A 14,242-nucleotide genomic window follows, 5' to 3' on the forward strand; every position below is an offset into this window, starting at 1 on the left:
AAACCCGACACACCCTTTGGCCCACGGCCCGTGTTCTTCTTTTTCATGGGCCGTTCAACGTGCATCAGCAATGACTGGTGCCAAGTAGTGCTCTACCGAAAACCCATAGACCGTGGCGGGTTGAATCTCGACCGACACCGCACCTTCAAGGGAGCCGTCGACCTTGGCCACCAGCACTTCGCCCGGCAGGATGTAGGTGCGCGGCAGCGTGGCTACGCGTTTGTGCGGCAGCAGTTGCACATCCAGCGCCAGGCGCACGACGTAAGCGCTGTTGTTGTGAACGCTCAGTTGTTCACCGTCGCGCTTCCATTTCAGCAACTCCCAAGGCGTGTGGTGCCTCGGCAAACCCTGGGGATGCAGGATCAACGGCAGGTTCTGCCGGATACTGATACCAATGGTCGCACCCCCCGGGGCACGCGCCTGGGGAATGCCTTCGAAGGAAACCCGTTTTAACCGCTGGGTCTTGAGGGGTGCCTTCAAGGTGCTGATGAAACGCACGAGCTGGGTATCACCAGCCTCCACGCGGGTAATCGGCGGAGTGACGATTAATAACGACTCGAGGTCCTCAGGCACGTTTTCTATAACCGAATGAAGAAGTGCCGGGCCCATGTCCGTATTCTTGACGTTGATGGTTGCCTCGCCATCTTCCTCGTAGAGCACAACAACCGTTGTTTCAGGCTGCATGCCATCTGCCATTACCGGGGTGGTCACATATAAAAACAAACCGACAGACCACAGTAGCGCCTTAGTTATTCTTGAACGACCACTCACCGCTTTTTCTCCAGGACATAAAAGCCAACCGTTATCAAACAAACACCCACACGAGGGCAGCCGAAAAGAAACAGAGGCCTTGAATGCTTCTGTATCAATATCGGCTGCCTGTTAGTTGTTTAGATGTAACTCAATTCCAGCGTGGCGCGCCCATCCAGCGTAATGTCACGGGTAAGGTCCAGAGCCTGGCCACGGTTGATAACCGCCCTCACTGCAATAACACCCGTCAGCTGGGCGATAGAGGCGGGGGCGACGGTGACGCCAGTACGCCACGAGTACTGGCTAGGGGACTGAGCCACTCGGCCATCACTGTTCTGCCAGGCGCCTGCGCCGACTCGTACGATCGGGCTCAGTACCGTGCCGGCTGCCCTCAAGTCCCGAAGGGTGACCGAATACCCACCAGTGTGGCGGTTACCTACGCCGCCCAGGCCGTAATTTTGTGCTTCGGTGAAGCCCGTGCCCAATATGCCCGCGACCTTGGTGTGCCCCTGCAGGTCCTTTAGGGACAGGCCGAATTTTGCAGGTGAGTTGCCGCAGTTTACGACCAGGGTAGTGGTCTTCTCTTCACGGGGATTGAAAGCGGTCTGGGACAGCGAACCGGAAGCAATCGGATCATAGGTAATAGTGCCACTACCGCCCAGGCTCAGATTGCAGGCGGCAGGTGTGATCGTGCCCCGGACAGACAACTGCGCCGTAGTAGTTGCTTGAGCAGCGATACTTGCAGCCAGACACACAACACCCATCGTCAAAACCAATATTTTTTTCATGCTCAACCTGTCACTAAAAGTTATCAGGTATTGCTCATATATAACCCGGGCACTTCCATTGCCCTACGTGTCTTCTTCCCTGACACAACAAAGCCATAAATAAATAACACCACGGCCTGATTGCCGAGTGACAGTCTCGCTCTTTAATACCCAAAGAAAGAATAAGACCAAACCTTAACTATCGTCAGAACAGTAAAAAGTAATTGTCATTCCAAACCAACCTGCGGGTAGTCCAGAACAACATATCGGCCAGACAAGTAATACGCCAACGTAGGCAAATTCAGTAAACATAGCCAATTTTAGAAAACTAATTATTTCCTATCTGCTTCGAAGACCTAACGTCAGACACAAAAGGAATCGCCCTACATTTCCTACAAATCCTGCTCCAAGACAGCTATAGGAGAATTCCCGAAGCACTACGCGTTGGCGTCAGCGGTTGATCGTGGCACGATGGCGAGGTTATCGACCGAGACCCCTTACCATGCCGCAATCCCAAGCCAAGAATCTGTCCCTGATCGCCGCCATCGACCTGGGCTCCAACAGCTTTCACATGGTCGTGGCCAAGGCCCAGAACGGCGAAATCCGCATCCTTGAGCGGCTCGGCGAAAAAGTGCAACTGGCTGCCGGGATCGACGATGAGCGCCAGCTCAATGAAGAATCCATGCAGCGCGGGCTCGACTGCCTGAAGCGCTTTGCCCAACTGATCAACGGCATGCCCCTGGGCGCCGTACGAATCGTCGGCACCAACGCCCTGCGTGAAGCCCGCAACCGAGGCGAATTCATCCGCCGCGCCGAGGAGATCCTCGGGCACCCGGTAGAGGTCATCTCCGGTCGTGAGGAAGCGCGCCTGATCTACCTCGGCGTGTCCCACACCCTGGCCGACACACCGGGCAAGCGCCTGGTGGCCGACATTGGCGGTGGCAGCACCGAGTTCATCATTGGCCAGCGCTTCGAACCGTTGCTGCGCGAAAGCCTTCAGATGGGCTGCGTCAGCTACACCCAACGCTATTTCAAGGACGGCAAGATCACCCCGGCCCGCTACGCCCAGGCTTACACGGCGGCGCGGCTGGAGATCATGAGCATCGAGCACGCCCTGCACCGCCTGACTTGGGATGAGGCCATCGGTTCGTCCGGCACCATCCGTGCCATCGGCCTGGCGCTCAAGGCTGGTGGCCACGGCACTGGCGAGGTCAACGCCGAGGGCCTGGCGTGGCTCAAGCGCAAGCTGTTCAAGCTGGGGGATGCCGAAAAAATCGATTTCGACGGCATCAAGCCTGACCGCCGCACGATTTTCCCGGCGGGCCTGGCGATCCTCGAAGCGATTTTCGACGCCCTCGAGCTGCAACGCATGGACCACTGCGACGGCGCCCTGCGTGAAGGCGTGCTGTACGACCTGCTGGGCCGCCATCATCACGAAGATGTGCGCGAACGCACCCTCAGTTCATTGATGGAGCGCTACCACGTCGACCTGGAACAAGCCGCGCGGGTTGAACGCAAGGCGCTGCACGCCTTCGACCAGGTCGCAGCCGATTGGGACCTGGAAGACGGCGTATGGCGTGAACTGCTGGGCTGGGCGGCCAAGGTCCATGAAGTAGGGCTGGACATCGCCCACTACCATTACCACAAGCACGGCGCCTACCTGATCGAGCACTCGGACCTGGCGGGTTTCTCCCGTGAAGACCAGCAGATGCTCGCACTGCTGGTGCGCGGCCACCGTCGCAATATCCCCCGGGACAAGTTTGCCGAGTTCGGCGCCGAGGGAATCAAGTTGATTCGCCTGTGTGCACTGCTGCGCTTTGCGATCCTGTTCCACCATATCCGTGGTACCCGGGAAATGCCGCAAGTGGTGCTGCGTGCCAATGCCGACAGCCTGGACGTGGTATTCCCGAAGAACTGGCTGGATGAAAACCAGCTGACCCAGGCGGATTTCGCCCAGGAAGCCGAGTGGCTGACGCGGGTTGGGTTGACGTTGAACGTGCGCTAAAACGGTCTATATAACGCCACAAAACAAATGTGTGGGCTTGTGTGGGAGCTGGCTTGCCTGCGATAGCATCCCCTCGGTGCAACTGGTACACCGAGGCGTCTGCATCGCAGGCAAGCCAGCTCCCACATGGGCCCGCGTATACCTTGCTTAATTCACCGTCAGAATCGGACTGCCCAGCTTTTCGAGCAACGTCGCCTGGGCGCTGCGCGGGTTCTGGTTGCCGGTCGGCGTGTTGCGCACGTAGCGCCCGTCCGACTGCAGGCTCCAGCTGTGGGTGTTGTCGGTGAGGTAACTCTCCAGCTCCTTCTTGACCCGCATGATCAGCTTCTTGCCTTCCACCGGGAAGCAGGTCTCTACACGCTTGTCGAGGTTGCGCTCCATCCAGTCGGCACTGGACAGGAACATCTGCTCCTCGCCGCCATTGAGGAAGTAGAACACCCGCGTGTGCTCCAGGAAGCGCCCGATGATCGAACGCACGTGGATGTTATGGGAAACCCCGGCGATGCCCGGCCGCAGGCAGCACATGCCACGCACCACCAGATCGATACGTACACCCGACTGGCTGGCCTTGTACAACGCGCGGATGATCTTCGGGTCGGTCAGCGAGTTGAACTTGGCGATAATGTGCGCCGGCTTGCCTTCGAGGGCGAACTGGGTCTCGCGGGCAATCATGTCGAGCATGCCCTTCTTCAGGGTGAACGGCGCGTGCAGCAGCTTCTTCATGCGCAGCGTCTTGCCCATGCCGATCAACTGGCTGAACAGCTTGCCGACGTCTTCACACAAGGCGTCGTCGGAGGTCAGCAGGCTGTAGTCGGTGTAGAGCTTGGCGTTGCCGGCGTGGTAGTTGCCGGTGCCCAAGTGGGCGTAACGCACGATCTCGCCGGCTTCGCGGCGCAGGATCAGCATCATCTTGGCGTGGGTCTTGAAGCCGACCACGCCGTAGATCACCACCGCACCGGCCGCTTGCAGGCGGCTGGCCAGTTGCAGGTTGGACTCTTCGTCGAACCGTGCGCGCAGTTCGATCACCGCCGTCACTTCCTTGCCGTTACGCGCGGCGTCTACCAGCGCATCGACGATTTCCGAGTTGGCGCCGGAGCGGTACAGGGTTTGGCGTACGGCCAGCACATGCGGGTCTTTGGCAGCCTGGCGCAGCAGGTCGACCACCGGCGTGAAAGACTCGAACGGGTGCAGCAGCAAAATGTCCTGCTTGCTCACCACGCTGAAAATATTTTCGCTGTTTTGCAGCAGTTTCGGGATCTGCGGGGTAAACGGCGTGTATTGCAGCTCTGGGTGGCTGTCCAGGCCAGTAATGCTGAACAGGCGCGTCAGGTTCACCGGGCCATTGACCTGGTACAGCTCGGTCTCGCTCAGGTTGAACTGCTTGAGCAGGTAGTCCGACAGGTGTTTCGGGCAGGTGTCCGCCACTTCCAGGCGCACCGCATCACCATAGCGCCGGGAGAACAGCTCGCCGCGCAGGGCACGGGCCAAGTCTTCGACGTCTTCGGAGTCCAGCGCCAGGTCGGCGTTGCGCGTCAAGCGGAACTGGTAGCAGCCCTTGACCTTCATGCCCTGGAACAGGTCATCGGCGTGAGCGTGGATCATCGACGAAAGGAATACATAGTTATCGCCAGCACCCCCCACCTCTTCCGGTACCTTGATGATCCGTGGCAGCAAGCGCGGCGCCGGGATGATCGCCAGGCCCGAGTCGCGACCGAAGGCGTCGATACCTTCCAGCTCGACGATAAAGTTAAGGCTCTTGTTCACCAGCAACGGGAACGGGTGCGTCGGGTCCAGGCCGATGGGCGTGATGATCGGCGAAATCTCGTCGCGAAAGTAGCGACGCACCCAGGTCTTGATCTTGGTGGTCCAATGACGGCGCCGGATGAAGCGCACGTGATGTTTTTCCAGTTCCGGCAGCAGGATGTCATTGAGGATCGCGTATTGGCGGTCCACATGGCCGTGTACCAGCTCACTGATACGTGCCAGCGCCTGATGCGGCTGCAGGCCGTCGGCACCGGCTTGTTCACGGGCGAAGGTAATCTGCTTTTTAAGGCCGGCAACACGAATTTCGAAGAACTCGTCCAGGTTGCTGGAGAAGATCAGCAGAAACTTCAGCCGCTCCAGCAGTGGGTAGGACTCATCCAGCGCCTGTTCCAGCACGCGGATGTTGAATTGCAGTTGTGACAGCTCGCGATGGATGTACAGGCTGCTGTCATCCAGGTTGGTAATCGCGACCACCGGCGCCGGCGCGGCGGCTGGCGCTTCGGCCACCACGGCAGGCGGTGCCGGCTCCAGCTCCGGCGGGGTCTCGGTGGCTTGTTCGACCACCGGGTGAGCGTCTTTTACGGCAACTTCTGTGAGTCCTTCGGTATTCATCGAGTGTTCCTGTGAGGGCTAGTGTTGCTCTCTAAGCAATTGGGCGGCGCGGGCGGCGAAGTAAGTCAGGATGCCATCGGCACCCGCGCGTTTAAAGGCAGTCAGGGATTCAAGGATCACCCCTTCACTCAACCAACCATTCTGGATCGCGGCCATGTGCATGGCGTATTCACCGCTGACCTGATAGACAAAGGTCGGCACCTTGAATTCCTCTTTGACCCGATAAAGGATGTCGAGGTACGGCATCCCGGGCTTGACCATAACCATGTCGGCGCCTTCGGCCAGGTCCGCGGCCACTTCGTGCAGGGCTTCGTGGCTGTTGGCCGGGTCCATCTGGTACGAGGCCTTGTTGGCCTTGCCCAGGTTCAACGCCGAGCCCACTGCATCGCGGAACGGGCCGTAATAGGCGCTGGCGTACTTGGCCGAGTAGGCCATGATGCGTACGTTGACGTGGCCGGCCAGCTCCAGGGCTTCGCGAATCGCCTGGATGCGCCCGTCCATCATGTCTGACGGTGCCACCACTTGGGCACCCGCGGCGGCGTGGGACAAGGCCTGTTTCACCAGGGCATCAACAGTGATGTCGTTCTGAACATAGCCTTCTTCGTCGAGAATGCCATCCTGACCGTGGGTGGTGAACGGGTCCAGGGCCACGTCGGTGATCACCCCCAACTGGGGAAAACGCTCGCGCAAGGCGCGAGTGGCGCGCTGGGCGATACCCTCGGGGTTCCAGGCTTCGGCGGCGTCCAGGGACTTGAGCCCGGTGGGCGTGACCGGGAACAGCGCCAGCGCCGGAATTCCCAGTTCGACCCACTTCGCGGCCTCCACCAGCAGCAAATCAATGGTCAAGCGCTCCACGCCCGGCATCGACGCCACGGCTTCCCGATGATTTTCACCGTCCAGCACAAACACCGGCAGGATCAGATCATTCACCGTCAGGACGTTTTCACGTACCAGGCGACGGGAAAAATCATCACGACGGTTGCGACGCAGACGGGTGGCGGGAAACAGGCGGTTGGCGGGGGTAAAGCTCACGGCAGACTCCTGAGCCCGGCTTGACGGGCGAGCGTGACAGTTATAAGCGGCCATTATGACGAAGGAATTACAGTTGTGGTTAGCTCATACGCGGTAAGGCAACCGCCGTGCGACTTGTAGTCGCATTCGTCGTTTATGTAGGAATTGTTCACTTCGTGACACATCTCGATACTTTCATGAATGTTCGCGAAGGCGTAGGCTGCGCGTTCATTTCGCCAGCACCCAGACCATGCTTCAACAATTTCTGCATGACTTCGGCTACTTTGCGCTGTTCCTAGGCACCTTCTTCGAAGGCGAAACCATTCTGGTTCTCGCAGGCTTCCTGGCGTTCCGTGGATACATGGATATCAACCTGGTGGTGGTCGTTGCCTTTTTCGGCAGCTACGCCGGCGACCAGTTGTGGTACTTCCTGGGGCGCAAGCACGGCCGCAAACTGTTGGCGCGCAAGCCGCGTTGGCAACTGCTGGGCGATAAGGCCCTGGAACATATCCGCAAGCATCCGGACATCTGGGTGTTGAGCTTCCGTTTCGTCTACGGTTTGCGCACGGTGATGCCGGTAGCCATTGGCCTGTCGGGCTACCCACCGGGGCGCTACCTGTTGCTCAACGGGATTGGCGCGGCTGTGTGGGCCGCTGCGCTGGGGGCTGCGGCTTACCATTTCGGCGCGGTATTGGAAGGCATGCTGGGCAGCGTCAAGAAGTATGAGCTGTGGGTGCTGGGCGCACTGCTGGTGCTGGGCCTGGGCCTGTGGATCCGCCGGCGCATCAAGAACGCCCGCCTGACCCGCGAAGCCTGCGCCGCTGAAAAGGTTCGCCTGGCGGCAGGCGAACCTGAAAAAGCCGAAAAACCTACGACGCCAGCCGAGTAAGCCGGCCTCTGCAACAGTAGAGGCCGATGCCGCTGAACAAGCTGTAACTGACCAGGCCCAGCCAGCCCAACGAGCTGGCCGGCCACAGCCCTAGCAGCGGCGCCAGCCACACCAGTGGCACATTCAGCGCCAGGCGCACCAGTTCAGCCTTCAACGCCCACGGGCGATTCTCCAGCGCTACCCCAAGGGTGAACAACCCCAATGCCATCGCACTCCAGCCCACTACCAGGGCGGCGGTTGGCAGGCCCTCGCCGAAATTCATCAGGTAGCTGCCAAACCCTACATACGCGGCAAACTGCAGCGCGACGTAAATCTGTTGGCGCCCATCCAGCGGTACTTCGAATTTGCGGAACTGGCTCAAGTCGGGCTTGGCCATCGGGTACTTCGCCGCCACGTCCGCCGGGCGCCAGCCGGTGCGCATGAACCAGATACGCAGCTTGTCCCACCCGCTCTCGGTGCGCCGCGCGTCACTCCACAGCTGTGCATAAAACTGCAGGTTGGCCCACAGCGGGTTCCAGCTGGCCAACGGCGTGGTCACGCCAAAGATCACCGGCTCGTTATCGTCTTCTTCCTGGAAGGTACCAAACAGGCGGTCCCAAATAATGAACACGCCGCCGTAGTTGCGATCCATGTAGAGAGCGTTCTGTGCATGGTGGGCCCGGTGATTGGACGGCGTGACGAAGAACCACTCATACCAGCCGAGCTTCGGCACATGACGCGTATGCACCCAGAATTGATACAGCAGGTTAAGGGATGCCACGCTGATAAACACCACCAGCGGCACACCCAGTACGGCCAGCGGCAGGTAGAAGATCCAACTCAGCAGAAAGCCCGTGCTGGTCTGACGCAGTGCGGTGCTGAGGTTGTAGTCCTCACTCTGATGATGCACCGAGTGCGCGGCCCAGAGGATATTGCGCTCATGGCCACAGCGATGCAGCCAGTAGTAGCAGAAGTCGTAGAACACAAAGGCGAACACCCAGGTCCAGACGCTTTGGGCCGAGAGTTCGATGATCGCCAAGTGCTTGAGGGCGAAGGCGTAGGTGAGGATACCCACACCTTTGGTCAAAAGCCCCGTGGTGGTGGACAGCACGCCGGTGCTGAGGCTGTTGATGGCGTCGGCCACCCGGTAGTTGCGTTGGCCGCGCCGGTAGTCGGCCAGCAGCTCGACCACGATCAAGGCAATGAAAAACGGTACCGCGTAAGGGACGAAGTCCATGGGCAAGTCCGGTCAATTATTGTTACATCTAGAGTAGGTGGAGAGGCTGGATATCCCATTGGCAATGAGTGACAAATGAGTAGACATTTAACGCCATGAATCAGGAGAAATGCCCATGAGCAAAAAGATTGCAGTGATACTTTCCGGCTGTGGCGTGTACGACGGTGCAGAAGTTCATGAGAGCGTGATTACCCTGCTGCGCCTGGACCAGCGCGGCGCCGAGGTGCAGTGCTTTGCACCGAATATCGCCCAACTGCATGTGATCAACCACCTGACGGGCGAAGAAATGCCCGAGTCGCGTAACGTGCTGGTGGAGTCGGCGCGCATTGCCCGTGGTGCGGTGAAGGACATTCGCGACGCCAACGCCGAGGATTTCGATGCGCTGATCGTGCCCGGGGGGTTTGGCGCGGCGAAGAACCTGTCGAACTTTGCCGTCGAAGGCGCCGGGTGCAGCGTCAACCCACAGGTGCTCGAACTGGCCGAAGCGTTTGCCGAAGCCGGCAAGCCGGTCGGGCTGATCTGCATCTCGCCGGCCCTGGCGGCGAAGATCTATGGCCCGGGCGTAACCTGCACCATCGGCAACGACGCCGACACCGCAGCCGCCATGGACAAGATGGGCGCCACCCACCAGGAATGCGCGGTCGACGACATCGTCGAAGACAAGGCGCGCAAACTGGTGAGTACCCCGGCCTACATGCTGGGCAAGCGCATCAGCGACGTGGCATCAGGCATCAACAAGCTGGTGGACCGGGTACTGGAACTGACCCACGAGAACGATTAGGCCTTCATCAGCCGGGTCAGAATCCGATCCAGTGAGTTGGCAAACGCCTGCTTCTCTTTGTCCCCATGGGGCGGCGGGCCGCCGCCCATCTGGCCTTGCTCGCGCAGATCGGTGAACAGGTTGCGCACCGCCAGCCGTTCGCTCATGTTCTGCGGGCTGAACTCCTTGCCTCGCGGGTCCAGCGCCGCCACGCCGTTCTTCACCAGCCGGTCGGCCAGCGGCACATCGCTGCAAATCACCAATTCGCCGGGCACCGCGTGTTCCACCAGGTAGTCATCGGCCGCGTCCGGGCCGCTGGGTACCACGATCAGCTTCACACACGCGAAGCTCGGCTTGATCTGGCTCTGCCCGGCCACCAGCACCACCTCGAACTGGCGCTTGAGGGCGAACTTCACCACCTGATCCTTGGCTGCCCGTGGGCAGGCGTCTGCATCGATCCACACGCGCATGGCTATGCCACCACCCGGCGCTTTTCTGCCAGCCGGCTGCGGCCGTACAGCACCACAATTGCCAGGATTGCCACAGCTTGGGCGCTCAACGAATACGCATCGGCGTGAATGCCCAGCCAGTCGAAGTCAAAGAACACCACCGGCCGGGTGCCGAAGATCCCGGCTTCCTGCAACGCCTTGACGCCATGCCCGGCGAACACCACCGACAGCGCACACAGCAGTGCGGCATTGATACCGAAGAACAGCGCCAGCGGCAGTTTCGCCGAGCCCCGCAGAATCACCCAGGCCAGGCCCACCAACAGCACCAGCGCCGTGGCGCCACCGGCCAAAACCGCGTTGTGCCCGGCGGGACCTGCCTGCAGCCACAGGGTTTCGTAGAACAGGATCACTTCGAACAGCTCGCGGTACACCGAGAAGAACGCCAGCATTGCAAAGCCGAAGCGCCCGCCACCGCCCACCAGGCTGCTCTTGATGTAGTCCTGCCAGGCCGCGGCGTGGCGACGGTCGTGCATCCACACCCCGAGCCACAGCACCATTACGCTGGCAAACAGCGCGGTGCAGCCTTCGAGCAATTCGCGCTGGGCGCCGCTCACATCGATCACATAAGCTGCCAACGCCCAGGTAGCCAAGCCCGCCAACAGCGCCAGGCCCCAGCCGGCGTTGACACTGCGCACCGCCGATTGCTGCCCGGTGTTACGCAGGAACGCGAGGATCGCCGCCAGCACCAGGATCGCTTCCAGGCCTTCGCGCAGCAGGATCAACAAGCCAGAGATGTAGCTCAAAGACCAGCTCAAGCCATCGCTGCCCAGCAGGCCGGCCGACTCGGTGAGCTTGCCCTTGGCCACGTCCAGGCGCTGCTGCACTTGTTCGATCGGCAAGCCGTCCTGCAACGACTGCCGGTAGGCCATCAGGGCCTTTTCGGTGTTTTTGCGCACGTTGGCGTCAACGTTGTCGAGGGAGCTTTCGACCAGCTCGAAACCCTCCAGGTAAGCCGCTACCGAGAGGTCATAGGCTTGCTCGTGTTCGTTATTGCGCAAGGCGGCGAGGCTTTTGTCCAGGGTTGCGGCGGTGTAATCGAGCAACTGCGCCGGGCCACGCTTGACCTGTGGCGGTTGGGCGCGCTGGGCACGGAAGGTCGCGACGGCGTCCGGGCCTTCGGCGGCCAGCACTTCGTTGGGGGTCTGGCGCGCGAGGTCGGCGAGGTTGAAGGACTTTTCGCTTTTTGCCGCAGCCGGGTCGGCGGTGAAGCCGGCGATGTAGGTGGCCAGGTCCCAACGCTGACGGTCGTCCAGTTGATCGGCGAAAGACGGCATGTCGGTGCCTTCGACGCCCAGCCCAAGGGTGTTGTAGATCGCATAGAGGCTCAGGCGGTCCAGGCGAGTAGCGTCCCGCAGGTTGGCGGGCGGCGGGGTCATGCCGACGCCTGCGGGGCCATCGCCGGCGCCGGTGGCGCCGTGGCACACCGAGCAGTTCTGGGCGTATAGCGGCGCGCCACGGGTTGGGTCGGGCGTAATGGCCGGGGCCTGGCTGACCTCATAGGCCACCGCCAGCCGGGCGCCCAATTGCCGGGCCTGGTGCGCAACTGCCACCCCATCCTGATGGGCCGTCACGGCTGCCAGCAGTTCATCCACGCCCGTTATCAACTCGGCGCGCTCGGGTTTTTCCGGTAGTTCCGCCACCAAGCCTTGCAGAACCCCGAGAAACTCCACCTGTTCGCGATATTCCGAATCATCAATGACGTTGCCCGCCTTCACCGTCGGTGGATAGTCCGCGCCGATGTAGTCCAGCAAATGCAAGGCTTGAGGCGCACCCTCGGCTGTGGCGGCCAGCAGGTTGAAGCTGCACGACATCAACGCCGGCAGCACCAGCCAGGCAAGAAAACGGGACGGGGCAATCATGAATGAATCTCAAAGGGAAATACGAAGTAACACATTGTCAAACCTTAAGGGTTTTGACTCAAGGCGTTAGTGATTTGGCGCAGGGAATCCCAAGGCCTGGATAGTGGCACCACCTCTAAAAAATGGAACCAAAAGGCCATTGTTTTGCCAGCAATGCAGCTTATAATGCCGCGCCTTCGTTATCGCGAATTGGCATTTATGCTCCTCTTTTTATGAGGAATTGACAGGACCGCAACCTATTCCTGCCATTGGTGATTCGGCCCAGCCAGCACATTCGGCCGATTACGTTCAGGGAAGAAGCTCCTCGATGGCATCTCGCGCCTTTACCTCGCTCGCGCTCGTGGCAGTCACCGCGCTGTCCGGTTGTTCGATGTTTCGCAGCTACGACACCGAGTTGCAAGCCACCAATCAGCAGTTGGCCACCGGCAATGTCGACGGCGCGCTGACCCTGCTGGAGAAGAACAACACCGGCGACGACAAGGACCTGCTCTACTACTTCGAAAAAGGTGAGTTGCTGCGCGCCAAAGGCGACCTGACTGGCAGCCAGAACGCCTGGCGCAGTGCCGACCTGCAAGTCTACAAATGGGAAGAGTCGGTCAAGTTCGACACCGACAAGTACCTCGCGCAGTTCGGCGCCTTTCTGGTCAATGACAAGGTCCGCCGCTATGAAGGCTACGACTACGAAAAAGTCATGCTCACCACGCAAATGGCCCTGAACCTGCTGGCGCTGAATGATTTCGACGGTGCCCGTACCGAGATCAAGAAGACCCACGAGCGCGAAGCGGTGATCGCCGACCTGCGGGACAAGGAATACCTCAAGCGCGAAAACGAAGCCGAGCGCCAAGGCATCGAGACCCAGTTCAAAGACCTGCGTGGCTACCCGGTCGAAAGCCTCAATGCACCGGAGGTGGTGGGCCTGAAGAACAGCTACCAGAGCGCGTTCAGCCATTACCTGGCCGGTTTCGTCTACGAAGCCCTGGGCGAAAAAGACCTGGCCGCGCCAGGCTATCGCAAGGCCGCCGAACTGCGCCCCAACACTCCGCTGCTGGAGCAGGCCCTGCTCGACCTGGATAAGTCCAGGGTCGGCGCCGACGAGACCGACGTGCTGATCGTGGTGCAAAGCGGCCTGGCGCCAGCCCGCGACTCGATTCGCCTGCCCCTGCCGATCCCCATCGACGGCCATCTGGTGATCACCCCGCTGTCGTTCCCGGTGATCAAGCCCGACACCTCCACCGCGACCTTCGCCCAGATCGGTGTCGACGGCCAACAGCAAAATCTCACTGCCCTGAATAGCACTACCGCCATGTCCCGCCGCGCCCTGCGTGATGACATGCCGGGGATCATCCTGCGCACCACCGTGCGCGCGGTCACTCGCGGTATTACCCAGAACAACCTGAACAAAACCAGCCCGATGGCGGGCCTGGTACTCGGCATCGCCTCGGCCGTCACCGAAGGCGCCGACACCCGCACCTGGCGCACCCTGCCAGACATGACCCAGGTGACACGCCTGCGCCTCAAGCACGGCGAGCACCAGGTCAGCCTGCCCAACGCGCTGGGCGGCACGCTGGTAACGGTCAAGGCCGACCAGCGCTACCAGGTGATCACCCTGCGGGTGGTTGGCAACCAGGTATTCGCCGGCGGTCTTGCGGCCCACGTGGTGCGAAGCAACCCACCGCAAGCCATCGCCACTCTCAAACAACCTTAAGGAGCACGCTATGCGTCATTTCATCCTCGGCGCCCTGGCGCTGATCCTGCTGGCCGGCTGCGCCACCCCGCCACCGCCGGAGCCCGGCAGCGCCGCGAGCAAAGTCGTGGTGATGGGCAAGTTCAAGGGCGTCGCCGTCGGTGCCATCCGGGTGGCCCGCGAGAACGGCTTTCTGACCGCCAAGGTGCAATTGAGCAACATCACCAGCAGCAACCAGATGATGTATTACCGCTTCGCCTGGCTGGGCGCCGACGGCTTCCCGGTGGGCGATGAGGAGACCTGGAAGGTACTGAACCTCTACGCGAACCAGGCAACCTTCCTGCCGGCCATCGCCAACCTGCCCCAGGCCGCCGACTTCCGCCTTGAAGTCAAAACCCCTTGAGCCGTCCAGCCTT

12 protein-coding genes are annotated in these 14,242 nt (G+C 60.7%); 5 read left to right on the top strand and 7 right to left on the bottom strand.

What is annotated here, in order from left to right:
• Positions 1-54 precede the first annotated feature (54 nt).
• The gene (locus tag RGV33_RS31235; RefSeq protein WP_416152143.1) at positions 55-753 is read right to left on the bottom strand and encodes a fimbria/pilus chaperone family protein; all 699 of its coding nucleotides are present in this window, start codon (positions 751-753) and stop codon (positions 55-57) included.
• 137 nt (positions 754-890) lie between these two features.
• Entirely contained in the window at positions 891-1,538 is a 648-nt protein-coding gene (locus tag RGV33_RS31240) for a DUF1120 domain-containing protein (protein ID WP_322148274.1), read from the bottom strand.
• 481 nt (positions 1,539-2,019) lie between these two features.
• Here RGV33_RS31240 and ppx point away from each other — a divergent pair, with 481 nt between their 5' ends.
• Entirely contained in the window at positions 2,020-3,522 is a 1,503-nt protein-coding gene (gene ppx, locus RGV33_RS31245; RefSeq protein WP_322148275.1) for an exopolyphosphatase, read from the top strand.
• Positions 3,523-3,669: 147 nt separating this feature from the next.
• Here the strand turns inward: ppx and ppk1 are convergent, their stop codons facing one another.
• Both ppk1 and hemB read right to left on the bottom strand, forming a co-directional pair.
• Complete coding sequence (gene ppk1 / locus RGV33_RS31250) at positions 3,670-5,898, bottom strand: polyphosphate kinase 1 (RefSeq protein ID WP_322148276.1); 2,229 nt, start codon at positions 5,896-5,898, stop codon at positions 3,670-3,672.
• 18 nt (positions 5,899-5,916) lie between these two features.
• Positions 5,917-6,930, bottom strand: a complete 1,014-nt coding sequence (gene hemB, locus RGV33_RS31255) for a porphobilinogen synthase (RefSeq protein ID WP_322148277.1) — start codon at positions 6,928-6,930, stop codon at positions 5,917-5,919.
• A gap of 229 nt (positions 6,931-7,159) precedes the next feature.
• Between hemB and RGV33_RS31260 the strand changes: the two genes are divergently transcribed.
• Entirely contained in the window at positions 7,160-7,798 is a 639-nt protein-coding gene (locus RGV33_RS31260) for a DedA family protein (RefSeq protein ID WP_322148278.1), read from the top strand.
• Here RGV33_RS31260 and RGV33_RS31265 read toward each other — a convergent pair.
• On the bottom strand, positions 7,779-9,014 hold the full coding sequence (locus tag RGV33_RS31265) for a sterol desaturase family protein (RefSeq protein WP_322148279.1): 1,236 nt from the start codon (positions 9,012-9,014) through the stop codon (positions 7,779-7,781). The two genes, RGV33_RS31260 and RGV33_RS31265, sit on opposite strands and share 20 nt — an antisense overlap.
• A 115-nt stretch (positions 9,015-9,129) precedes the next feature.
• Between RGV33_RS31265 and elbB the strand changes: the two genes are divergently transcribed.
• The gene (gene elbB, locus RGV33_RS31270; RefSeq protein WP_322148281.1) at positions 9,130-9,795 is read left to right on the top strand and encodes an isoprenoid biosynthesis glyoxalase ElbB; all 666 of its coding nucleotides are present in this window, start codon (positions 9,130-9,132) and stop codon (positions 9,793-9,795) included.
• On the opposite strand, the gene RGV33_RS31275 is transcribed toward elbB, so the two are convergent.
• The gene (locus RGV33_RS31275; RefSeq protein ID WP_322148283.1) at positions 9,792-10,244 is read right to left on the bottom strand and encodes a YaiI/YqxD family protein; all 453 of its coding nucleotides are present in this window, start codon (positions 10,242-10,244) and stop codon (positions 9,792-9,794) included. The genes elbB and RGV33_RS31275 overlap by 4 nt on opposite strands.
• Positions 10,245-10,246: 2 nt before the next feature.
• On the bottom strand, positions 10,247-12,142 hold the full coding sequence (locus tag RGV33_RS31280) for a cytochrome c/FTR1 family iron permease (protein ID WP_322148284.1): 1,896 nt from the start codon (positions 12,140-12,142) through the stop codon (positions 10,247-10,249).
• A gap of 307 nt (positions 12,143-12,449) precedes the next feature.
• Between RGV33_RS31280 and RGV33_RS31285 the strand changes: the two genes are divergently transcribed.
• Complete coding sequence (locus RGV33_RS31285; protein ID WP_322148286.1) at positions 12,450-13,847, top strand: hypothetical protein; 1,398 nt, start codon at positions 12,450-12,452, stop codon at positions 13,845-13,847.
• 10 nt (positions 13,848-13,857) lie between these two features.
• The gene (locus RGV33_RS31290) at positions 13,858-14,229 is read left to right on the top strand and encodes a YcfL family protein (RefSeq protein ID WP_322148288.1); all 372 of its coding nucleotides are present in this window, start codon (positions 13,858-13,860) and stop codon (positions 14,227-14,229) included.
• The last annotated feature ends 13 nt before the right edge of the window (positions 14,230-14,242 follow it).

It is taken from the genome of Pseudomonas sp. Bout1, assembly GCF_034314165.1.
Classification (GTDB): domain Bacteria; phylum Pseudomonadota; class Gammaproteobacteria; order Pseudomonadales; family Pseudomonadaceae; genus Aquipseudomonas.

What these genes read in the sequence shown, in the direction of transcription:
- elbB (WP_322148281.1), top strand. Translation starts at nt 9,130, where the DNA reads ATGAGCAAAAAGATTGCAGTGATACTTTCCGGCTGTGGCGTGTACGAC.
- RGV33_RS31265 (WP_322148279.1), bottom strand. Translation starts at nt 9,014, where the DNA reads ATGGACTTCGTCCCTTACGCGGTACCGTTTTTCATTGCCTTGATCGTG.
- RGV33_RS31280 (WP_322148284.1), bottom strand. Translation starts at nt 12,142, where the DNA reads ATGATTGCCCCGTCCCGTTTTCTTGCCTGGCTGGTGCTGCCGGCGTTG.
- RGV33_RS31290 (WP_322148288.1), top strand. Translation starts at nt 13,858, where the DNA reads ATGCGTCATTTCATCCTCGGCGCCCTGGCGCTGATCCTGCTGGCCGGC.
- RGV33_RS31260 (WP_322148278.1), top strand. Translation starts at nt 7,160, where the DNA reads ATGCTTCAACAATTTCTGCATGACTTCGGCTACTTTGCGCTGTTCCTA.
- RGV33_RS31285 (WP_322148286.1), top strand. Translation starts at nt 12,450, where the DNA reads ATGGCATCTCGCGCCTTTACCTCGCTCGCGCTCGTGGCAGTCACCGCG.
- ppx (WP_322148275.1), top strand. Translation starts at nt 2,020, where the DNA reads ATGCCGCAATCCCAAGCCAAGAATCTGTCCCTGATCGCCGCCATCGAC.
- ppk1 (WP_322148276.1), bottom strand. Translation starts at nt 5,898, where the DNA reads ATGAATACCGAAGGACTCACAGAAGTTGCCGTAAAAGACGCTCACCCG.
- RGV33_RS31275 (WP_322148283.1), bottom strand. Translation starts at nt 10,244, where the DNA reads ATGCGCGTGTGGATCGATGCAGACGCCTGCCCACGGGCAGCCAAGGAT.
- RGV33_RS31240 (WP_322148274.1), bottom strand. Translation starts at nt 1,538, where the DNA reads ATGAAAAAAATATTGGTTTTGACGATGGGTGTTGTGTGTCTGGCTGCA.